Below are 20,448 nucleotides of genomic sequence, written 5' to 3' on the forward strand. Positions count from 1 at the left end.
CGTGCCACAACGGCCCCACCTCAGCGACGAGTTCAGCGATCACATCCGGCGACAGCCCAGTGACCCGGCACTCCGCCACGATCAACTCACGCGCCTCACCTGCTGGCATGGCCGTCGTTGGGACTTGTGTGCGTACCACGGAGGAGCATGCTGACGCCCTCGCTGAAGCTGCCTGCGAACTTGTCGACTCCGCAGGCCCATGGAGCGCAGATGCGGTCGACGGTGTCCTGACCGTGGTGGAGACTCTGCTCGGGGCGCTCTGCGAGCGCCTCGACGTCACTGTTGGGCAGCGCCTGGATACGGCGGCGAGTTGTAGTGGAGCACCCCCTCAAGCGCGGGCAGGTGTACGCCCCGTGCGGGCAGCCCGAAGGGACGGCTCGGTACGTCCGGATTGAGCGCCCGGGAGGCCAGCGCGTGCTGATCGCGGACGCTGCCACTGGCCGCCGCGAGCGCGAGATCGACGTCAAGCGGCTGCATGAGTACCCCACTCGCAACGGAGTGCCGCGGCCGCGATGCGCGGCGCGCCGAACCGCTCCTTGACGAACACCGCGCCGATCTCACTGAGAAAAAGCCAGCTCCGTACAACGAATTTCAGCTTACAAATTCATAGGCTTTCAGTGCGGCATACGTGTAGAGATAAGCGCCACTGGGGCTTTGGGTCGGTAGTGAATACCGCGCGTCGCTTACCGTCTGTGTCTGTCGGTGTGGCCCGTCTCGGACTGCATCGCACAGAGAAATGGAGAAGCAATGCGCAAGTTCCAGAAGATCGCTGCTGTGGCAGCCGCGGTCGGCAGCGTCGCCCTCGCCGGAATGGGGACTGCCCATGCACAGGGCCACGACGGTGAGGACGACCACGGCAAGCCGAAGGTTGTCTTCAACAACATCGAGTACAACTGCTACGTAGCTGGTGACGTAAACCGCACAACCCCCAGCCAGGGTTTCCAGACCCTGCTCGCCGTCGTGAGTCCTCCGTTCCTCCTGCTGGGCGCCACCCAGCCGCAGGGAGTCAACTTGAACGCGTCTATCTGTTCTCCCGGAACCAACACGGTCTTCAACGAGCCTGACGCGGCCCAGGTCTCCCGTACGTGACGACTGACAGCCCATGGTGGTCATGCCCAAGTGCACGATCACCATGGGCTGCCGAGGTACTCAGGCCGATCTCGTGGCCTGCTTTTTCGTCGGCCGTTGGCGCTTCCTGAATTCGGGTATCGGCGGGTTGACCGACATCGCTCTCGGGGCCGAGACACCTCATTGGTAGCTTGCCCCAGTGGATCAAGCCAGGTGATGCAGGCTCTTGAAGGCGAGGTCGGCGCGCTCGTCCGCGCCCTCCGCGATCTGTCGGAAAAGGACTGGGAGCGCCCGACTCGATGTGAGCCGTGGCGAGTACGGGAGCTGTTGGGACACATCCACGTTGTGGTCGGATGGCTTCCGGAGATGCTGGCAGCGCCGGCGCCGCCCCATGCCGAGATCTCCGCAGCGAAGTACTACCGACCGGACGACCGCTTCGCACCGCAGACCAATGCGGCCCGCATCGAGCTTGCCCAGCAACATGCAGCGGCCCCGGTCAGCGGTGCCGCCTCACCACCGCTGACGCGTCCGTCGACCGGGCCTTGCTGAGGCGGCTGTTCCAGCGGGTCGCGCCGCCGCTGTGAACTGAGCGCTCCTGCAAGAGACGGGAGGGTGGATCGCATGCTCCCGGCCACCGGCAAGCAGACGTCCCACCGCGCGACGGGAGCTGACGTGGAGGACAGCGGCGCCGGCGGCGGATTGCCTGCGGCGTCGAGGACCGCGCTGCGCGGTCCGGCGGTGCGGCGGCCGCTCGCACTGCGGGCAGGGAAGAAGCTGACAGCAGGCCATGTACGGGTAGCTGCGGATGCACTGGGGGTGTCGGAGCGCACGGTGTGACGGTGGCTGGCAGCCGCTGAGAGGAATGAGACCGCGGCCGTCAGCCCCGTGCCCACGAACCGCTCCTGCGGCGCCCGCTCATCGGCGAGCGGGGTACCACCGCGCTCCCGCAGGATCCGCAGGATCTCCGAGACGTAGCGGGACTCGGCGTCGAGATGCAGCCGCGCCTCGGGAACGGAGTATCCGAACAGCTCTCCCTCACCCCGATGGATGATCACGTTCCGTACCAGGCCGGCGAGTTCCCCCGGGTGCCCGCGGCAGGCCGCTCGTGTCCAGGTCACGGGGGTCGCTGTACGGCGTCTGCCGCAGGTGGTCGTCCATGCCCCGGACCCTCGCCCCTGCCCCAGGGGCAAGGTCAACGGCCCAGGACGTTTGGCCGAATCACCCCCACACGAACCGGGGCCTTGGCACGGTAGGACCATGACGAGCACCGATGACCAGGCGACCCCATCCGGTCGTACGACGGCCGTCCAGGCCATGCGCGGCGCGGCGGCGCAGCTTGCCGAACTGCTCGGCACGGCCCCCGACTCCGTCACCGCGGTCCGCCCGACGCCCGACGGCTGGACGGCCGACGTGGAGGTCGTCGAGCTGGAGCGGGTCCCCGACACCATGACCATCATGGCGACCTACCGGGTCACCCTCGACCCGGAGGGCCGGCTCCTGGGCTACGAACGGGTGCGCCGGTACGCCCGCGGCCAGCTCGACCGAGGCCGCTAGGCCTGCCGTTTTCGAGGCCCTCCTCCGCCTTGCAGCCGCACGCACCAGACCCCGCTCGCCGGCACTGACGAGATGCCGCCGATTCCCTGCGACGTGAGGCAAACGACAGGCCTGGCGACCGTCCTGCTCCTCTCGGCTTCCCTTCGCGGGACCGTTTTCGGTGTTCGCGTGAACACGCCCGCCGCCACCCCCGTACCTACGGGCGGCACGAGAACGAGTCTCGCGAGAGGAATCGCACCGTGACCGTCATGACGCAGACCGGCGGGACGCAACCCGCCGCCACCTCCGGCGGGTCGGGGACCGGCGGCCTCTTCGACATCCTCGAACTGATCCTGGACCGCGGGCTTGTGATCGACGTGTTCGTCCGTGTCTCCCTGGTCGGCATCGAGATCCTGAAGATCGACGTACGCATCGTCATCGCGAGCGTCGACACCTACCTCCGCTTCGCCGAGGCCTGCAACCGCCTCGACCTCGAGTCCGGCCGCAAGGCCCCCGACAAGCTCACCGACATCGTCGGCAACCTCGTCGAGAGCGGCGCCCGGGGCAAGACCAGCGGCGCGATCGGCGGCGCCATCGACGCGATCGGCGACATCTTCGACCGCGACGACAAGGACGGCAGGGAGGAAGACCGGTGAGCGGCGTCTACGTCTACGCCGTCACCCGCTCCGACCACCCCCTGCGGCTCGACGGCCTGCGCACCGTCGGCGGGACCGACGACCCCCCTCGCGTGGTCGTCCACGGCCCGCTCGCCGCCGTGATCAGCGCCGCACCCCCCGGCCTGCGTCCCAAACGGCGCGACCTCGCCGCCCACCAGGAACTCCAGGAGCGGCTGATGGCCGACGGATCGGTTCTGCCCATGCGGTTCGGCCTGCTCGCCCCCGACGACACCGCCGTCAGAACGGCCCTGGAGGAGCGGGGCCAGGACTACGCCCGAAGGCTGGACGCACTGCACGGCACCGCCGAGTTCAACCTCAAGGCCGCCCGCGACCAGGACGACCTGCTGCGCGAGGTGCTCGACGAGTCCGAGGAGGCCCGCCGGCTCAACCAGGGCACCCGCGACGGCACCGGCAGCTACGAGGACCGCCTCGCTCTCGGCGAACTGGTCGCCCGGCAGGTCGACGCCCGGCAGCGGCGGCAGGCCGACGAGATCGTCCGGCGGCTGTCCGGACTGGCCAGGTCCAGCGTCGTGGCGGACCCGTCCAAGGACGACTTCCTCAACGTGTCGTTCCTCGTCGAACGCGCCCGCGCCGAGGAGTTCACCACGGCCGGCCGGCGCCTGGCCCACGACTACGGCGACGCCTACGACTTCCGCCTGCGCGGTCCCTTGCCCCCCTACAGCTTCGCCGCCTGACCATGGGCCTGCTCACCGGCATCCTCACCCTCCCGCTCGCGCCCCTGCGCACCACCCTCTGGGCCGCCGAGCAGCTACAGGCGGCGGCCGAGGCGCAGTACTACGACCCGGCTCCCGTCCGGCAGGCCCTCGTCGACCTGGAACGGGCCCTGCTGGAAGGCCGCATCGACGAGGACGAGTACGACCGCCGCGAGGACGAACTACTGGACCGACTCGACGAGATCACCGCCCGGAGACGAGCCCCCCGACCATGACCCATCCGGCAACAGGCGGACTCACCGGACCGCCCCGCCTGCCCTCCCCCCACGACCACGGGCCCGGCACCCAGAGCGCCAACCTCGCCGACATCCTCGAACGCGTCCTCGACAAGGGCGTGGTCATCGCCGGTGACATCCGGATCAACCTGCTCGACATCGAACTGCTCACCATCAAGCTGCGCCTGCTCGTCGCTTCCGTCGACAAGGCGAAGGAGATGGGCATCGACTGGTGGGAACACGATCCCTCCCTCTCCTCCCGGGCCGCCCGCCCCGAGCGGTCCCTGGCCGACGAGAACGAACGACTGCGCGCCGAGATCGCCGCCCTCAAGGCGGCCGACAGGAGGCCGGAGCCATGACCGACCCGAACCTCGTCTACGCCTACGCGGTCCTGCGCCGCACCCCCGAGGCCGCCGCGGCGGTGGCGGACCTGCGCGGAGTCGCCGGCGACCCGGTCCACCTGGTGGAGCCCGCCGACCCCACCTCCCGGCTGGCCTTCGCCGTCGGTCACGTCCCGGCCGCCGACTACGACGAAGCCCCCCTCAAGGCCCACCTCGACGACCTGGACTGGATGGAGTCCACGGTCCGCTCCCACCACGCCGTGGTCGCCGCGCTCGTCGCGAGCGGCGCCGCCGTCCTGCCCCTCCGCCTGGCCACCGTCTACCCCGATGAGAACCGCGCCCGGCAGGCCCTCGACACCCGCCGCGCGTACTTCCTGTCCCTTCTGGACCGCCTCACGGGCCACGTCGAACTCGGCGTCAAGATCTACGCCACACCCGACATCACACCACCCGAGTCGGACACCGACGCCGGACAGGAAACGCCCACCGGCCTCGGCGTCGGCCGCGCCTACCTGGCCATCCGCCGCCGCAGACACCGCAGAAACGAGGAAGCCTGGCGTACGGTCGCACAGGCGGCGGCACACCTCACGCAGACGGCCGGCACCCTCGCCGTCGACCGCGTCGCACACACCCCGCAACGCGGAAGCCTCGCGGGCCCGGCCCCCGGCACCAACGTCGGCAACGACGCCTACCTCGTCCCCGCCGACCGCGTCGACGCCTTCCGCACCGGCCTACTGGCGGCCGCCCGGGGCATCCCCGGCCTCCGCGTCGAAGTCACAGGCCCCTGGGCCCCCTACTCCTTCGCACTCCAGCCGGAGCCGGAACCCGCCGGGTGACGGCCACGCACTCCCGCTCGAGTACCTGCTCGGCGGCACACGACCTTCCGCAGACCCACGAACCGGAACAAGCGCACACCCGGGGGGCGAAGCAGCCGGCAATCGGAGCCCGTGCCGTTCAGGCGCTCACAGCCGCCAACGCCGGCACCTGAGCCGCCTCGTACCGCTCCAGCACCACCCGGGCCACCTCCGGCGCCGGCCCCAGCACGTCCGCCAGGACGTCTGCCTCCGCCGCGCCCCGGGCGATGCGGTCCGGGAGGAAGCCGGGGGCGAGGACGTAGGGCGCGACCGCCACTCGGGAGCAGCCGAGAAACCGGAGTTCCCGGACGGCGTCCTCCGTGCGGGGGAGAGATGCGGAGGCGAACGCAGGTCGCACGGCGCACCAACCGGTGTGCCGCCACTCCCGCGCGATTTCTGCGATCACTGCGATCGCCTCCGGGTCGGTGGACCCCGCCGAGGCCAGCACGACCCCGGTCGAGGACTTGTCGGCGGGGGACAGACCCGCCTCGTACAGGCGTCGCTCCAGGGCGGACAGCAACAGGGGCGACGGGCCCAGGACCTCCGCCTGGCGGATACGGAGCTGCGGGGGAGCGTCCGCGAGAACCGCCGGGATGTCCGCCTTCGCATGGAACGCCCGGGTCAGGAGGAGGGGAAGGGCCACGACGTCACGGACGCCCTGGACCGCAAGGGACTCCAGCACTCCCTGCACCGAGGGCACGTTGAAGTCCAGGAAGCCTGTCTCCACGCGTACGTCGGGACGTAGGGAGCGGACCCGGCGTACCAGGGCATGCACCGTCGCGGCGTGCCGCGGGTCGCGGCTGCCGTGGGCGATGACGAGGAGAACAGGCTTGTTGATCACGGGACTTCAGCTCTTCACCAGCAGGCCGCGGTTGCGCAGCACCCACCGCTCGAGCGGGCTGAAGATGAGCAGGTCGATGGCGATGCCGACGACGAGGATGAGGAGGATGGCTTCGAAGACCATGGCCATGTCGCTGGCGTTGCGGCCGTTCTCCAGGAGCTGGCCGAGGCCGACGCCGAGGTCGGGGAAGGAGGCGATGATCTCGGCGGCCATCAGGGAGCGCCAGGAGAAGGCCCAGCCCTGCTTCAGGCCGGCGACGTAGCCGGGCAGGGCGGCCGGGAGGACGATGTGCCAGGTGTGCTTCAGGCCGGTCGCGCCGAGGGTGCGGCCCGCGCGGAGGAACAGCGGCGACACCTGGTCGACGCCCGAGACCAGGCCGTTGGCGATCGAGGGGACCGCGCCGAGCAGAATCACCGCGTACATCATCGAGTTGTTCAGTCCCAGCCAGATGACCGCCGGGGGGACCCAGGCGACCGAGGGCAGGGACTGGAGGCCGGACAGGATCGGGCCGAGGGCCGCGCGGACGAACTTCACGCGGGCCACGAGCAGGCCCAGGGGGGTGCCGATGATCAGGGCGAAGCAGAAGCCGAGCAGGCCGCGCGAGACGCTGGTCCAGATGTAGCCGAGCAGTTCGCCCTGGAGCCACGCGGTGTGGACGACGTCCCACACCGCCGACGGCGCGGGCAGCTTGGTGGGGTCGTCGACGACCTTGAAGGAGACCAGGGCCTGCCAGGCCGCCAGGACGAGGGCGACGGCGATGACGGGCGGCAGGATCTTCTCCACGAAGGTCTGCCGAAACGGCTTGCGGCCGGTCTGCACCGTCTCCAGCGCGTCCAGGCCGGCTTCCAGTCCGGCGAGATCGTTGCCGTCCTTGGCGGCGGTCGTCGAATCAGTGCTGGCCATGACGGCGGATCTCCCCACGCAGTTGTTCGGTGATCTCGACGGACAGCTCCGCCACGGCCGTGTCCTCGATACGGCGCGGGTGCTCGATGTCCACGGTCCACTCGTGGGCGATGCGGCCCGGCCGGGAGGACAGCAGCACCACGCGCTCGGCGAGCCGGACGGCCTCGCGCACGTTGTGCGTGACGAACAGGACGGACAGCTGCGTCTCGCGCCAGATACGGGTCAGCTCGTCGTGCAGCACATCGCGGGTGATGGCATCGAGCGCGGCGAACGGCTCGTCCATCAGCAGGAGCTTGCTCTCCTGGGCGAGCGCGCGGGCCATCGCGACGCGCTGGCGCATTCCGCCGGACAGTTCGTGCACCCGCTTGCGGTGGGCACCCTTGAGCCGGACGAGTTCGAGCAGTTCCTCGGCCCGCTCACGGCGCTCCGCCTTCGGCACGCCCCTCAGTTTCAGGGCGAGTTCGATGTTCTTGCCGGCGGTCAGCCACGGGAACAGCGCGTGCTCCTGGAACATCAGCGCCGGGCGGCCATCCGTGCTGATCTCGCCGGCGGAGGGCCGGTCCAGGCCCGCCACCAGGTTGAGCAGCGTGGACTTGCCGCAGCCCGAGGCCCCCAGGAGGGTGACGAACTCGCCGGGGGCGACATCGAGGGTGATGTCGTCCAGGACGAGCTGCTGCCCGGCGGGGCCCGGGAACGACTTCGAGACGTGGGCGATCCGGGCGGCGTGGGTGGCCGTCTCGGTGCCGTCGGCGGCCTTGGCGAGGGTCGTGGCCATGGTCGTCACCTCCTGGGAATGGGTCGGGATGCGGGCTTACTTGACGCCGAGACCGGCGTCGTCGACCGTGGGCTCGCCCTCGGCCTTGAGGACCTTGTTCAGCGGCGCGAGGTCGTAGATGCCCTTCAGATCCGGCTTCTCCAGCAGCCCGGCCTTGACGGCGTGTTCGGCCTCGGTGTTGAGGGTGGAGGCCAGCGGGTCGTCGGTGAACTGGATCGACTTCCACGCCGGGTCCAGCACATCGGCGGGCAGCGCCTTGCCGGAGTCCGCCGCCAGCTGCTGGTTGGCTGCCGCCTTCGCCTCATCGGGGTGGGCGTTGATCCACTTGTTGGTCTCGACCGAGCCCTTCAGCACCGCCTCGACGACCTTCGGGTGCTTCTTCAGGAAGTCCTGCCGCACGATGATGTTCGTGATCACGAACTTCTTGTCCGGCCACAGTGACCCCTCGTCGAGGAGCACCTTGCCGCCCTCGGCGACCAGCTTCGACGCGGTCGGCTCCGGCACCCAGGCGCCGTCGACGGACCCGGACTTGTAGGCGTCCGGGGTGACCTTGTTGTCACTGCGGACGACCGTGACGTCACCCTTGCCGGTCTGCGGGTCGACCTTCCAGCCCTGCTCCGCGGCCCAGTTGAGGAACGCCACGTCCTGGGTGTTGCCGAGCTGCGGAGTCGCGATCCGCTTGCCCTTGACGTCCTTCAACGACTTGATCTTGTCCGGATTGACCACCAGCTTCACGCCGCCGGACGCCGAACCGCCGATGATCCGCAGGTTCTTGCCGTCCGCCTTGGTGTAGCCGTTGATGGCGGGGGAGGGGCCGATCCAGCCGATGTCGATGGAGTCGGAGTTGAGGGCCTCGATCTCGGAGGGCCCCGCGTTGAAGAGCGCGGGCTTGACCCTGGTGGCGCCGAGCGCCTTCTGGAAGAAGCCCTTCTGCATGCCCACCAGCGCGGTGCCGTGGGTCAGGTTCCCGAAGTAACCGATCTTGACGGTGTCGAGACCCTCGATCTTCTTCGCCCCGGCGGCGATCTTGGCGCCCCCGTCGTCCTTGGCCTGGGAGCCGTAGCCGCAGGCGGCCAGCGTGAGCAGGGGCAGCGCGGCCAGTACCGCGAACGATCGGCGCAGAGCGGATGATGCAGGCACGGGAGGGTTTCCTCTCGGAAGCCCGGCGATCACGGTCTCTCAGGTCGTGGCCGGGAGGTCGGCAGGTTTTCGTCTACGGCGGTGGGGGGTGAGGGCGCGCGAGCGGTGCGCGTACGTCAGCGCACACATCGGGCCACTCCGCCCTGCCCGCTGCCGAGAGCACCGCTGCCGACGCGGCCGCCCTCCTTCGCGAACATCGAGTAGAAGTCGGAGGAGTTCATGTCAGAAGTCCCACCCGTCGTCCTCGGACTCGTCCTTCACCGGCTCCGGGGCGGCGAAGGACTCGCCGACCATGCCCGCGGTCAGTGTCGTGCCGTCGTTGGGATCGATCAGGATGAACGAGCCGGTGCGCCGCGAGTCCGCGTAGGAGTCGACCGGCAGCGGCTCGGCGGTACGGATCTTCACCCGGCCGATGTCGTTGGCGACGAGCTGTCCCGGGTGCGGGTGCAGGGACAGGTCGTCGAGCGTGAGGCGGGACGGGATGTCCTTCACGATCGCCTTGACCGTGCGGGTGCCGTGCTTCAGCAGCACCCGGTGGCCGACGGTCAGCGGGGCGTCGGCGACGTGGCAGACGGTGGCTTCGACGTCCTGCGTGGTCGGGGGCGCGTCCTTGGTGGGCACGATCAGGTCGCCGCGCGAGATGTCGATGTCGTCCTCCAGCAGGAGGGTCACCGACTGCGTCGTCCAGGCCACGTCGACCGGCTCGCCCAGCAGATCGATACCGGAGATCTTCGAGGTGCGGCCCGACGGCAGCACGGTGACGGCCTCGCCGACGTGGAAGGAACCGGCCGCGATCTGACCGGCGTAACCCCGGTAGTCCGGGTGGTCCGCGCTCTGCGGCCGGATCACGTACTGCACGGGCAGCCGGGCGTGGCAGTGACTCAGGTCGTGCGCGACCGGGATCGTCTCCAGGTGCTCCAGCACGGTCGGGCCGCCGTACCAGTCCATGTTCGCGGACGCTTCCACCACGTTGTCACCGACGAGCGCGGAGATCGGGATCGCGGTGACCTCGGGGACACCCAGCTCGGTCGCGTACGCCGTGAACTCCTTGGCGATGGCGGCGAACACCTTCTCGTCGTAGCCGACGAGGTCCATCTTGTTCACCGCGAGGACCGCGTGCGGCACCCGCAGCAGGGCCGCGATGGCGGCGTGCCGGCGGGTCTGCTCGACCACCCCGTTGCGGGCGTCGACCAGGATCACCGTCAGCTCGGCCGTGGAGGCGCCGGTGACCATGTTGCGGGTGTACTGCACGTGGCCGGGGGTGTCGGCGAGGATGAACCGGCGCCGGGGCGTGGCGAAGTAGCGGTACGCCACGTCGATGGTGATGCCCTGCTCCCGCTCGGCCCGCAGACCGTCCGTCAGCAGCGCGAGGTCCGGCGCCTCCTGGCCCCGGCTCGCAGACGCCCGCTCCACGGCTTCCAACTGGTCGGTGAGGACCGACTTGGAGTCGTGCAGCAGCCGGCCCACCAGGGTGGACTTGCCGTCGTCGACGGAACCGGCGGTGGCGAACCGCAGCAGCGTGGTGGCCGAGAGCTCCTCGGTCGTGATCGTGCTCATCTCTAGAAGTACCCCTCGCGCTTGCGGTCTTCCATCGCGGCCTCGGACATCTTGTCGTCGGCGCGGGTGGCACCCCGCTCGGTCAGCCGGGAAGCGGCGATCTCCACGATCACCTTCTCGATCGTGTCGGCGTCGGAGTCGACGGCGCCGGTGCACGACATGTCACCCACCGTGCGGTAGCGCACCAGGCGCTTCTCGACGGTCTCGCCGTCCTTCGGCCCGCCCCAGTCACCGGCCGTCAGCCACATGCCGCTGCGCTGGAACACCTCGCGCTCGTGCGCGTAGTAGATCTCCGGCAGCTCGATGCCCTCGCGGGCGATGTACTGCCACACGTCCAGCTCGGTCCAGTTGGACAGCGGGAAGACGCGGACGTGCTCGCCCGGGGCGTGCCGGCCGTTGTAGAGGTTCCACAGCTCCGGGCGCTGGCGTCGCGGGTCCCACTGCGAGAACTCGTCCCGCAGGGAGAACACCCGCTCCTTCGCCCGGGCCTTCTCCTCGTCCCGCCGGCCGCCGCCGAAGACCGCGTCGAAACGCTCCTGCTGGATCTTCTCCGTCAGGGGCACCGTCTGCAGCGGGTTCCGCGTGCCGTCCGGACGCTCCTTGAGCACACCCCGGTCGATGTAGTCCTGCACCGAGGCGACATGCAGTCGCAGCCCGTGCCGGGCCACCGTGCGGTCCCGGTAGTCGATGACCTCGGGGAAGTTGTGCCCGGTGTCCACATGCAGCAGCGAGAACGGCACCGACGCCGGCCGGAAGGCCTTCAGCGCCAGATGCAGCATGACGATCGAGTCCTTACCACCGGAGAACAGAATCACCGGCCGCTCGAACTCACCCGCCACCTCACGGAAGATGTGTACGGCCTCGGACTCGAGAGCGTCGAGGTGGGAGAGCGCGTACGGGCTGTCGGTCTCCTCGGAAACCGTGGCGGCGGTCGTCATGCCAGTCCCCTTTCGCTCAGCAGGGCGTACACGGACGCCGCGGACTCCTGCACGGTCTGGTTCTGCGACTCGATGCGCAGATCGGGCGACTCGGGTGCCTCGTACGGGTCGTCGATCCCGGTGAGCCCCTTGAGCTCGCCCGCGGCCTGCTTGGCGTACAGGCCCTTCACGTCCCGCTCGCTGCACACCTCGACCGGGGTCGCCACGTGGATCTCCACGTACGCGGTGCCGTTCGCCTGGTGCCGCTTGCGCACCGCCTCGCGGCTGTCCTGGTACGGCGCGATCACCGGGACGAGGGCGAGCACACCGTTACGGGCGAGCAGTTCGGCGACGAAGCCGATGCGCTGCACGTTGGTGTGCCGGTCCTCGCGGCTGAAGCCGAGGCCCGCCGAGAGGAACTCGCGGATCTCGTCGCCGTCGAGCACCTCGACACGGTGGCCCTCGGCGCGGAGCCGGCCGGCCAGCTCGTGGGCGATGGTGGTCTTGCCGGCACTCGGCAGACCCGTGAGCCAGACGGTGGCTCCGGTCGTCACGTCGGTCTCCTGAATCGTCTGAGTCGTCTGAGTCTGAGGCGTCGTCATCCGTGCAGCCCGCACTCGGTCTTGCTGCGGCCGGCCCAGCGGCCGGCGCGCGCGTCCTCGCCCTCCAGGACGCGGCGGGTGCAGGGGGCGCAGCCGACGGAGGCGTAGCCGTCCATCAGCAGCGGGTTCGTCAGGACGCCGTGTTCGGTGACGTAGGCGTCCACGTCGTCCTGGGTCCAGCGGGCGATCGGGGAGATCTTGACCTTCTGGCGCTTGTCGTCCCAGCTGACCACCGGCGTGTTCGCCCGGGTCGGGGACTCGTCGCGGCGCAGACCGGTCGCCCAGGCCTGGTAGTCCTTCAGGCCTCGCTCCAGAGGCTCCACCTTGCGCATGGCGCAGCACAGGTCGGGGTTGCGGTCGTGCAGCTTCGGGCCGAACTCCGCGTCCTGCTCGGCGACCGTCTGGCGCGGCGTGAGCGTGATGACGTTGACGTCCATCACGGCGTCGACCGCGTCACGGGTGCCGATGGTCTCCTCGAAGTGGTAGCCGGTGTCGAGGAAGACGACGTCGACGCCGGGCATCGCGCGGGAGGCAAGGTGGGCGACGACCGCGTCCTCCATGGAGGACGTCACGCAGAAGCGCTTGCCGAACGTCTCGGCCGCCCACTGGAGGATCTCCAGGGCGGAGGCGTCCTCCAGGTCGCGGCCCGCCTGCTCGGCGAGGGCCTTGAGCTCCTCGGTCGTGCGCTGTTCCTGAACCGTGGTCATATCTTCGCCCCTCCGGTGTCGGATCGCTTCAGCCCCTGGGCCAGCAGCCCGAGGAACTTCAGCTGAAAGGCTCGGTTGCATGCCGCGCATTCCCACGCGCCGTGGCTCTCCTCGTGCGGACGCAGGTCCTCGTCACCGCAGTAGGGGCAGTAGAAGGGGGCCGCACGTTCGCTCACGACAGGGCCTCCTCGCTGGCCCGGGCCGCCCACGTGGCGAACCGCTCGCCGTCCTCGCGCTCCGCCTGGAAGCGCTTCAGGACGCGCTCGACGTAGTCGGGCAGCTCGTCGGAGGTGACCTTCAGGCCGCGCACCTTGCGGCCGAAGCCCGCCTCCAGGCCGAGCGCGCCGCCCAGGTGCACCTGGTAGCCCTCGACCTGTTCGCCCTTGTCGTTGACGACCAGCTGGCCCTTGAGACCGATGTCCGCCACCTGGATACGGGCACAGGCGTTCGGGCAGCCGTTGAGGTTGATGGTGATCGGCTCTTCGAAGTCCGGCAGACGGCGCTCCAGCTCGTCGATGAGCTGCGAGCCGCGCTGCTTGGTCTCGACGATGGCGAGCTTGCAGAACTCGATGCCGGTGCAGGCCATGGTGCCGCGCCGGAACGAGGACGGCCGGGCGGTCAGGTCGAGCGCCTCCAGGCCCTCGACGAGCGACTCGACCTTGTCCTCCTCGACATCGAGGACGATCATCTTCTGCTCGACGGTGGTGCGCACCCGGCCCGAGCCGTGGGCCTCCGCGAGGTCGGCGATCTTCGTGAGCGTCGCGCCGTCGACGCGTCCCACGCGCGGGGCGAAGCCGACGTAGAAGCGGCCGTCCTTCTGGCGGTGCACGCCGATGTGGTCGCGCCACTGCTGGACCGGCTGCTCGGGAGCCGGGCCGTCGACCAGCTTGCGCTTGAGGTACTCGTCCTCCAGGACCTGCCGGAACTTCTCCGCACCCCAGTCGGCGACGAGGAACTTCAGGCGGGCCCGGGTGCGCAGCCGCCGGTAGCCGTAGTCGCGGAAGATCGAGATGACGCCCTCGTAGACGTCCGGGACCTCGTCGCTGGGCACCCAGGCGCCCAGCCGCACGCCGAGCTTGGGGTTGGTGGACAGGCCGCCGCCGACCCACACGTCGAAGCCCGGGCCGTGCTCGGGGTGCACGACGCCCACGAACGCGACGTCGTTGATCTCGTGCACGACGTCCAGCACCGGCGAGCCGGAGATGGCCGTCTTGAACTTCCGCGGGAGGTTCGAGTACGCCTTGTTGTTCAGCACCCGGCGCTTCATTTCCTCAAGCGCCGGAGTGCCGTCGATGATCTCGTCCTCGGCGATACCGGCGACGGGCGAGCCGATCATCACGCGCGGGGTGTCGCCGCAGGCGGTGACCGTGGACAGGCCGACGCCCTCCAGCCGGTTCCAGATCTCGGGCACGTCCTCGATCCGGATCCAGTGGTACTGCACGTTCTGCCGGTCGGTGATGTCGGCCGTGCCGCGCGCGAACTCCTGCGAGATCTCGCCGATGACCCGGAGCTGCCGGGTGGTCAGCGCCCCGCCGTCGATGCGGACGCGCAGCATGAAGTACTCGTCGTCCAGCTCCTCCGGCTCCAGGACCGCCGTCTTGCCGCCGTCGATCCCGGGGCGGCGCTGGGTGTACAGGCCCCACCAGCGCATGCGGCCGCGCAGGTCGTTCGGGTCGATCGAGTCGAAGCCCCGCTTGGAGTAGATCGTCTCAATGCGTGTCCGCACATTGAGACCGTCGTCGTCCTTCTTGAACTGCTCGTTGCCGTTGAGCGGGGTGTGGTGCCCCGCGGCCCACTGACCCTCACCGCGGTGACGGCTCACCTTGCGGCGGGGAGTCGCGGCGGCAGGCTTCTGCGGGGTGGCGGCCATGGTTGATACGTCCTTCGGGACAGGCGGGAAAGCGGCTCTGACCTGCGCGTGCGAGCACGCATGGGCATAGGGCGCGTCATTGCGCAGGGATGAGACGAGAAAGGGGGATTGTCGGGCTTGCGTGAGTGCTCTCAGCGCGCCGGACAGATGGCGCTGGACATGCGGCCGAGGTCGACGTGGCGTCGACTCACCAAGGCGATCCCAGTTCCAGGCATGACGGAAGCGTGTCACGGCGATCTGGACACAGTCCAGCTTCGTCCAAGATTCGGACACTTATGTCTCGAAATGCAAGACGTGAGTGTCCTTGGTCACATCGGCCCGTCCCGGGGTGTCCGGCCAGGTCAGACGGGGAACGCTCCAGGCCACGGCCCCGGAGCGGTGACGTCCGGTTCCTCCTCGACCTTGGTGTCGAACAGCTTGAAGCCACGGCGCTGGTAGTTGTCCATCGCGCGCTCGCTGTCCTTGCTGCACGTGTGCAGCCAGACCCGCTTCGTCGGGGTCAGTCCCGCCCAGCGGTCCGCGAGGTCCCAGGCGCGGGCCGTGCCGTACGACAGCAGGTGCCCGCCGATGCGCCGGCCGCGGAAAGCGGGGAGCAGGCCGAAGTAGAGGATCTCCACGACCGCGTCGTCCTGCGCCTCCAGCTCCACGTACCCCGCGGGTGTGCCCCGGTCGTACGCCACCCACGTCTCCACGCCGGGCCGCTCCAGGTGCTCCAGCCACCGCGCGTACGGCCAGCTCAGCCGGTCCGTCCAGTGGATGTCGCCGCCGATCGAGGCGTACAGGTACCGGCTGAACTCGGGCGAGGGGACCTCGGAGCGGACGACCCGGACGTCCCCGTCCGGCGTGGCGGCCGGCAGCAGGTCGGTCGGGGCGGTCTGCTCCAGGGACCAGGTGGTCACGGCGATGGTGGTCATGCGGGCCAGAAAATCATCTGACCTACTGGTCTGTCGATGGACCTACTGCTCTGCCGGTCGGCCCAGCGCCCTGTCCACCGACGCCAGCGGCAGCGCGAACAGCATCCGGCCCGACTGGGACCAGAGCTCGCCGGTCTCCTCCCAGTAGGACAGGGAACCCGACAGGCCGCTCCAGCAGTGGCGCGTCTCGTCCGTCGCGCACTCCGTCGCCCGCGCGCCCTCCGTGTCCTGACGCCACAGCGTCCCGTGCCCACCGGGCGTGCCCGCCGCCCGGTCGAGGTACCAGCCTGAGCGGTACGACAGCACGCCCCGCACGTCGGCCGTCTTCGACTCGTACGCCTCGACCGGGTTCGCGTGCCCCGAGGAGTCCGTGGTGAGCAGGCCGGACCGGGCAGGGCCCCGGCTCAGCGGGTAGCGCCACAGCCGGGTGCGCCGGTCGCCGTCCGCCGGCACCCACTCGCTCGCCACCAGGCTGTCGGGGGAGGTGCTGCGGTCGAGGGAGACGGCGGCAGGGTGCGGCACGTCGTCCCCGCCGGGCAGGGCGTACGAGGCGACCGCGGGCAGCACGTACCGGTGGCCGTCCGCCGCCCAGCCGCCCCGCACGCGGCCGACCGCGCCGGAGTCGACGGTGGCGCGCTGGATGCGGTCCATGTCGAACACGTACAGCGCGTTCCGGTCGCCCTCGCGGGTCGTCACCAGCAGCTTGTCCTGGTACCAGACCATGCCGGACAGCGGGGAGACCAGCCCCCGGTAGTCCCGCCCGCCGTCCACCGGGACGGCCAGCAGGGCCCAGGTGTAGCGGAGCCGGTCGGGGTCGTTCGCGTCGACGAAGGCGACCTTGGCGAGGCCCTGCTCGGGAGCCGGGCCGTCCAAGGAGCCGCCCGGGGTGCCGTCGCGGGTCCAGCCGGAGAGGACCACGCGGTTCCCGCCCCAGCGGCCGTCGTCGTCCGCGTCGCCGGAGGTGGTGACCGCGCCGGACCGCCAGCCCCGGGTGTCGGCGCCGCCGAAGCAGTACGCGCGCGTGGCCGCCGGCTCGACCGGCAGGGTGTGCTTCTCGGCGGTCGAACAGTCGGCCGCGTTCCGCAGCGTGCGGTCGGCGCCGTCCAGCACCGTGCCCACACCGACGGGGCGGCCCATCTTCGAGGCGAGCCGGTCGAGCCACCGCCCGGGCACCCGGTGCTCGGCCAGCGGCAGTCGCCCGGCCTCGGCGGACACGGAGACCGGCTTCAGAGCCCCGGGCGCGTCGGCGACCGTGGCCTGCGAGGCGCTGATCAGGGTGGCGGCGGCGGTGAGTGCGAGAGCCGTCCCGGCCAGGGCCCCACGCAGTGCCCTGCCCCGCCTGCGCCGCCGGTGTCTGCCACGATGCTTCATAACGTCCTCCCGAGGCGGGCCAACTGCGCCTTGTGGTCCGTACGTTGACGGAGGAGCAGGTGGGGTGGCCCGTAGAGGATGCTACGGCAGGTGGGCGGGGTGAGGGGCGAAGACCTTGCAAATATGCGCAAGATGCACCCCTGGGGCGGCCGGACGGCACGCCCCGTGAACCTCAGGGGGCCGGTGCGGAGCCGCGCAGCCTGCCCACCGCCGGTGCCGTCGAGTGCGGCAGCAGGTCCTGCGGGTCGTCCGGGAGGAGCACCTCCACCTCGGCTTCCTCGGCGAAGCGGTACGGCCGGTGTTCCAGGAACGCGCCGAGGTACCGCCGTACCCGCGACATCTCGGCGCGCACCGTCACCGTGCGGGCCGGGTCGCCGAACACATCGCCGGCCAGGTCCGAGGCGCTGCGGCCGGTGCGGTGGACGGCGAGGAGGTACAGCAACTCGGCATGCCGGGGACTCAGTTCCCGGGTCCAGGAGCCCGCGCCGCCGGAGACCGCCACCGTCCATCTGCGGGCCTGTCTCAGGTCCAGCACGATGCTGGTCGCCCCACGCGGCACCGGCTCGTCGGCGGCCGCCCGCAGCAGCCAGCCCCCGGCCAGCGGCTCCACCGAGCACAGCCCGAGCGCCGGCACCCACCTCGGGCCCGGCGACAGGGACTTGGGCAGGGCCACACGCCGCGTGTACGGCATCCCGCTGACCGCGGCGGTCCAGCCGTCCCGGTCGACGACCAGGGCACGCCCGACGAGCCGGGCCAGCACCGGCGCCGCCACCGCCCGCAGCCGCTCCAGCGACTCCAGGTGCCGCTCCCGCAGCCGGGCCTCGGCGAGTTTGGCCACCGAGTCGACCCAGGCGAGCGTGGCCGGATGCATCGTCTCCAGCGGTCCGCTCACGTCCACCACGCCGAGCAGCCGGCCGTCCCGCGGATCCGTCAGCGGAGCGCCGGCGCACGTCCAGACGGCCTGGGAGCGCACGAAGTGCTCGGAGGCGAAGACCTGCACGGGCCGGCGCACCACCGCCGGGGTGCCCAGACCGTTCGTGCCGACGACGTCCTCACGCCAGTCCGCGCCGAGTTCGAAGCCGAGCCCGTCGGCCTTGCGCAGCACCGGCGCGCTGCCCTCGCGCCACAGCACCCGGCCCTCCTCGTCGGCGACCACCATGATGTGGTGGGCGACGTCCGCGAACCCCAGCAGCCCCTCCCGCAGCACCGGCAGCACATGGCGCAGCGCCGACGTCTCGCGCCGCCGCTGCACCTCCTCGCGGGACAGCAGATCCGCCCGGAAGTCGTGGTCCGGATCCACACCGCTGCGCAGCATGCGCTCCCAGGACTGCTCGATCACCCGACGCGGCGGCACGGGCGCGGGCTGCCCGGACAGCCGGGCGGAACGGACCTCGCTGAGCACCCGCGCCGCACGGGTGGTGTCCACGGCGGCGAGCTGCGTGACGTCCATAGGCGTGTGCCCCCCGGAGTCTCTTCTGACTGTCCGTCTCATAGTGCCGCCTGCCACCGAGGGGACGCGCACAGTCCGCACACAGTCAGCAGCAAGTTGCAACCCCCTGCAACCCTGGTGGACGGACCGGCCGTGTCCGAGACTTGAGCGGCGCCGTCCCGAGCGGCGTTCAGTGGCTCGAACGGGCCAGTGCGGCGGGGGTGGTGCCGTGTCGGCGCAGCACCACCTCCGCTTCGGATGCCCGGATCAGGTCACCGGCCGGGCCCGCTCCACCACCGACGCCAGATCGAGACTGGGCGGGAGCGTCCCGAACGCCGCGCCCCCGTCGCCGCCCAGCCGCGCCGCGCAGAACGCGTCGGCGACCTGCGGTGGCGCGAAACGGACCAGCAGTGACCCCTGGAGCACCAGTGCCAGCCGCTCCGCCAGCCGCCGCGCCCGCCCCTCCACGCCCTCCAGATCGGCGAGTTCGGTCAGCAGGCTCTTGATGGCCCCGTCGAGCCGGTGATCGGCGCCGCGCGCCTGCCCGACCTCCCGCAGATACGCGTCGAAGGCCCCCGGCTCCCGCCGCAACGCCCGCAGCACGTCGAGGGCCTGGACGTTGCCCGCGCCCTCCCAGATCGAGTTGAGCGGCGACTCGCGCACCAGCCGGGGCAGTCCGGACTCCTCGACGTAGCCGTTGCCGCCCAGGCACTCGGCCGCCTCCACCGCCACCGGCGGGCACCGCTTGGTCACCCAGTACTTGGCCGCCGGCACCGCGATCCGCAGCAGCGCCCGCTCCTGCTCGCCACCGTCGTCGTAGGCCGCCGCGAGCCGCAGCGCCAGCGTCGTCGCCGCCTCCGACTCGATGGCGAGGTCGGCGAGGACGTTGCGCATCAGCGGCTTGTCGACGAGCTTCCCGCCGAACGCCTCCCGGTACGCGCAGTGGTGCACCGCCTGCGCCACGGCCTGCCGCATCAGCCCCGCCGAGCCCAGCACACAGTCGAGCCGGGTCGCCGCCACCATCTCGATGATGGTGCGCACCCCGCGCCCCTCCTCGCCGACCCGGCGGGCCCAGGTCCCGTCGAACTCGACCTCGGCCGAGGCGTTCGACCGGTTGCCGAGCTTGTCCTTGAGCCGCTGGAGCAGGAACACGTTGCGCGTGCCGTCCGCCAGCACCCGCGGCACCAGGAAGCAGGTGAGCCCGCCCGGCGCCTGCGCCAGCACCAGGAAACCGTCGGACATCGGCGCCGAGCAGAACCACTTGTGCCCGGTCAGTCCGTACGTCCCGTCCTCCGCGAGCGGCCGCGCGGACGTCGTGTTGGCCCGTACGTCGCTGCCGCCCTGCTTCTCCGTCATGCCCATCCCGAACAGCGCCCCGGCCTTGAGGTGCGCGGGCCTGAGCTCACGGTCGTAGACCATGGACGTCAGCCGCGGCTCCCACTCGGCGGCCAGGGCCGGGTCCGTGCGCAGGGCGGGCACCGCCGCGTGCGTCATCGACAGCGGGCAGCCGTTGCCGGCCTCGACCTGCGTCCACACCAGGAAGGCGGCGGCCCGCCGCAGATGCCCGGCCGGCCGGTCCCAGGCCGCGGTCAGACCGGCCGAGACGCCCTTGCCGAGCAGCCGGTGCCAGGACGGATGGAACTCGACCTCGTCGATCCGGTGGCCGTACCGGTCGTGCGTACGCAGCCGGGGCGGGTTCTCGTTGGCCCGCGCCCCCCACTCCTGCACCTGGGCCGAGCCGGAGGTCCGCCCGAGCGCCGACAGCTCGCCCAGTACCTCGTCGCGCAGGCCGGGATCGAGATGTCGTTCGACCGCCGCCGTGAGGGCCCGGTCGGCCGAGAAGACGTCGTACCCGACCAGCGGCGGGACCTGGTTGTTCACGGAGTGGGTGCTGCCAGCCATGCTGCGAAAGTACCCCGGGCGGCCCCTTGGTCACCAAGGGGCGGGGTCCCGGGTGCCGGAGACCAACCTGTGGGTGAGTGCCATCAGGTGCGACGGAT

25 protein-coding genes are annotated in these 20,448 nt (G+C 70.7%); 9 read left to right on the forward strand and 16 right to left on the reverse strand.

All coding sequences use genetic code 11. The annotated features are described in order from the left end of the window. Positions 1-276: 276 nt before the first annotated feature. Positions 277-477 carry a hypothetical protein gene (locus tag ACZ6TU_RS14475; protein ID WP_467669449.1) on the reverse strand — a complete coding sequence of 67 codons (201 nt, stop codon included), beginning with the start codon at positions 475-477 and terminating at the stop codon, positions 277-279. Between the two features lie 270 nt (positions 478-747). Between ACZ6TU_RS14475 and ACZ6TU_RS14480 the strand changes: the two genes are divergently transcribed. The 9 genes from ACZ6TU_RS14480 (at position 748) to ACZ6TU_RS14520 (ending at position 5,404) form a co-directional block, all read left to right on the forward strand. Further along, positions 748-1,089, forward strand: coding sequence for a hypothetical protein (locus ACZ6TU_RS14480; protein ID WP_467669451.1), 342 nt, complete (start codon positions 748-750; stop codon positions 1,087-1,089). 195 nt (positions 1,090-1,284) lie between these two features. Then, positions 1,285-1,617, forward strand: a complete 333-nt coding sequence (locus ACZ6TU_RS14485) for a maleylpyruvate isomerase N-terminal domain-containing protein (protein ID WP_467670294.1) — start codon at positions 1,285-1,287, stop codon at positions 1,615-1,617. 72 nt (positions 1,618-1,689) lie between these two features. Beyond that, positions 1,690-1,905: a hypothetical protein gene (locus ACZ6TU_RS14490; protein ID WP_469548492.1), complete on the forward strand. Its 216-nt coding sequence runs from the start codon at positions 1,690-1,692 to the stop codon at positions 1,903-1,905. Between the two features lie 420 nt (positions 1,906-2,325). Next, positions 2,326-2,622 (forward strand): gas vesicle protein GvpO, encoded by a 297-nt coding sequence (locus tag ACZ6TU_RS14495; protein ID WP_086851657.1) that lies wholly within the window; start codon positions 2,326-2,328, stop codon positions 2,620-2,622. Positions 2,623-2,870: 248 nt separating this feature from the next. Beyond that, the gene (gene gvpJ, locus ACZ6TU_RS14500; RefSeq protein ID WP_469549183.1) at positions 2,871-3,257 is read left to right on the forward strand and encodes a gas vesicle protein GvpJ; all 387 of its coding nucleotides are present in this window, start codon (positions 2,871-2,873) and stop codon (positions 3,255-3,257) included. After that, positions 3,254-3,973, forward strand: coding sequence for a GvpL/GvpF family gas vesicle protein (locus tag ACZ6TU_RS14505; protein WP_467669455.1), 720 nt, complete (start codon positions 3,254-3,256; stop codon positions 3,971-3,973). The genes gvpJ and ACZ6TU_RS14505 overlap by 4 nt, the downstream gene beginning before the upstream one ends. A 2-nt stretch (positions 3,974-3,975) precedes the next feature. Then, positions 3,976-4,227 (forward strand): gas vesicle protein GvpG, encoded by a 252-nt coding sequence (locus ACZ6TU_RS14510; RefSeq protein WP_030240378.1) that lies wholly within the window; start codon positions 3,976-3,978, stop codon positions 4,225-4,227. Further along, positions 4,224-4,586 carry a gas vesicle protein gene (locus ACZ6TU_RS14515; RefSeq protein WP_467669457.1) on the forward strand — a complete coding sequence of 121 codons (363 nt, stop codon included), beginning with the start codon at positions 4,224-4,226 and terminating at the stop codon, positions 4,584-4,586. Before ACZ6TU_RS14510 ends, ACZ6TU_RS14515 begins: the two co-directional genes overlap by 4 nt. Further along, positions 4,583-5,404 (forward strand): GvpL/GvpF family gas vesicle protein, encoded by an 822-nt coding sequence (locus ACZ6TU_RS14520; RefSeq protein WP_469548494.1) that lies wholly within the window; start codon positions 4,583-4,585, stop codon positions 5,402-5,404. The genes ACZ6TU_RS14515 and ACZ6TU_RS14520 overlap by 4 nt, the downstream gene beginning before the upstream one ends. Positions 5,405-5,522: 118 nt before the next feature. On the opposite strand, the gene ACZ6TU_RS14525 is transcribed toward ACZ6TU_RS14520, so the two are convergent. The 15 genes from ACZ6TU_RS14525 to ACZ6TU_RS14595 form a co-directional block, all read right to left on the reverse strand. Next, positions 5,523-6,263: a sirohydrochlorin chelatase gene (locus ACZ6TU_RS14525; protein WP_469548497.1), complete on the reverse strand. Its 741-nt coding sequence runs from the start codon at positions 6,261-6,263 to the stop codon at positions 5,523-5,525. A gap of 6 nt (positions 6,264-6,269) precedes the next feature. Then, entirely contained in the window at positions 6,270-7,166 is an 897-nt protein-coding gene (locus tag ACZ6TU_RS14530; protein WP_469548499.1) for an ABC transporter permease, read from the reverse strand. Then, positions 7,153-7,941 (reverse strand): ABC transporter ATP-binding protein, encoded by a 789-nt coding sequence (locus tag ACZ6TU_RS14535; protein ID WP_467669465.1) that lies wholly within the window; start codon positions 7,939-7,941, stop codon positions 7,153-7,155. Before ACZ6TU_RS14535 ends, ACZ6TU_RS14530 begins: the two co-directional genes overlap by 14 nt. Positions 7,942-7,977: 36 nt before the next feature. Continuing rightward, positions 7,978-9,081 (reverse strand): aliphatic sulfonate ABC transporter substrate-binding protein, encoded by a 1,104-nt coding sequence (locus tag ACZ6TU_RS14540; protein WP_467669467.1) that lies wholly within the window; start codon positions 9,079-9,081, stop codon positions 7,978-7,980. Positions 9,082-9,303: 222 nt separating this feature from the next. Further along, on the reverse strand, positions 9,304-10,638 hold the full coding sequence (locus ACZ6TU_RS14545; RefSeq protein WP_467669469.1) for a sulfate adenylyltransferase subunit 1: 1,335 nt from the start codon (positions 10,636-10,638) through the stop codon (positions 9,304-9,306). Positions 10,639-10,640: 2 nt separating this feature from the next. Further along, the gene (cysD, locus tag ACZ6TU_RS14550; protein WP_467669471.1) at positions 10,641-11,576 is read right to left on the reverse strand and encodes a sulfate adenylyltransferase subunit CysD; all 936 of its coding nucleotides are present in this window, start codon (positions 11,574-11,576) and stop codon (positions 10,641-10,643) included. After that, entirely contained in the window at positions 11,573-12,109 is a 537-nt protein-coding gene (gene cysC / locus ACZ6TU_RS14555; RefSeq protein ID WP_467669473.1) for an adenylyl-sulfate kinase, read from the reverse strand. Before cysC ends, cysD begins: the two co-directional genes overlap by 4 nt. A 44-nt stretch (positions 12,110-12,153) precedes the next feature. Next, on the reverse strand, positions 12,154-12,864 hold the full coding sequence (locus tag ACZ6TU_RS14560; protein ID WP_467669475.1) for a phosphoadenylyl-sulfate reductase: 711 nt from the start codon (positions 12,862-12,864) through the stop codon (positions 12,154-12,156). Beyond that, positions 12,861-13,040, reverse strand: a complete 180-nt coding sequence (locus ACZ6TU_RS14565) for a hypothetical protein (protein WP_467669477.1) — start codon at positions 13,038-13,040, stop codon at positions 12,861-12,863. Before ACZ6TU_RS14565 ends, ACZ6TU_RS14560 begins: the two co-directional genes overlap by 4 nt. Beyond that, positions 13,037-14,734 carry a nitrite/sulfite reductase gene (locus tag ACZ6TU_RS14570; RefSeq protein WP_467669479.1) on the reverse strand — a complete coding sequence of 566 codons (1,698 nt, stop codon included), beginning with the start codon at positions 14,732-14,734 and terminating at the stop codon, positions 13,037-13,039. Before ACZ6TU_RS14570 ends, ACZ6TU_RS14565 begins: the two co-directional genes overlap by 4 nt. A gap of 131 nt (positions 14,735-14,865) precedes the next feature. Next, positions 14,866-14,949 (reverse strand): putative leader peptide, encoded by an 84-nt coding sequence (locus tag ACZ6TU_RS14575; protein ID WP_310887545.1) that lies wholly within the window; start codon positions 14,947-14,949, stop codon positions 14,866-14,868. Between the two features lie 126 nt (positions 14,950-15,075). Then, positions 15,076-15,648, reverse strand: coding sequence for a GNAT family N-acetyltransferase (locus tag ACZ6TU_RS14580; protein WP_467669481.1), 573 nt, complete (start codon positions 15,646-15,648; stop codon positions 15,076-15,078). Positions 15,649-15,690: 42 nt separating this feature from the next. Continuing rightward, on the reverse strand, positions 15,691-17,019 hold the full coding sequence (locus tag ACZ6TU_RS14585) for a hypothetical protein (RefSeq protein WP_467669483.1): 1,329 nt from the start codon (positions 17,017-17,019) through the stop codon (positions 15,691-15,693). Between the two features lie 172 nt (positions 17,020-17,191). Next, the gene (locus ACZ6TU_RS14590; RefSeq protein ID WP_467669485.1) at positions 17,192-18,469 is read right to left on the reverse strand and encodes a GAF domain-containing protein; all 1,278 of its coding nucleotides are present in this window, start codon (positions 18,467-18,469) and stop codon (positions 17,192-17,194) included. A gap of 246 nt (positions 18,470-18,715) precedes the next feature. Then, positions 18,716-20,350 carry an acyl-CoA dehydrogenase family protein gene (locus ACZ6TU_RS14595; protein WP_467669487.1) on the reverse strand — a complete coding sequence of 545 codons (1,635 nt, stop codon included), beginning with the start codon at positions 20,348-20,350 and terminating at the stop codon, positions 18,716-18,718. Positions 20,351-20,448: the final 98 nt, after the last annotated feature.

Source organism: Streptomyces sp. NPDC052064, from assembly GCF_055585925.1.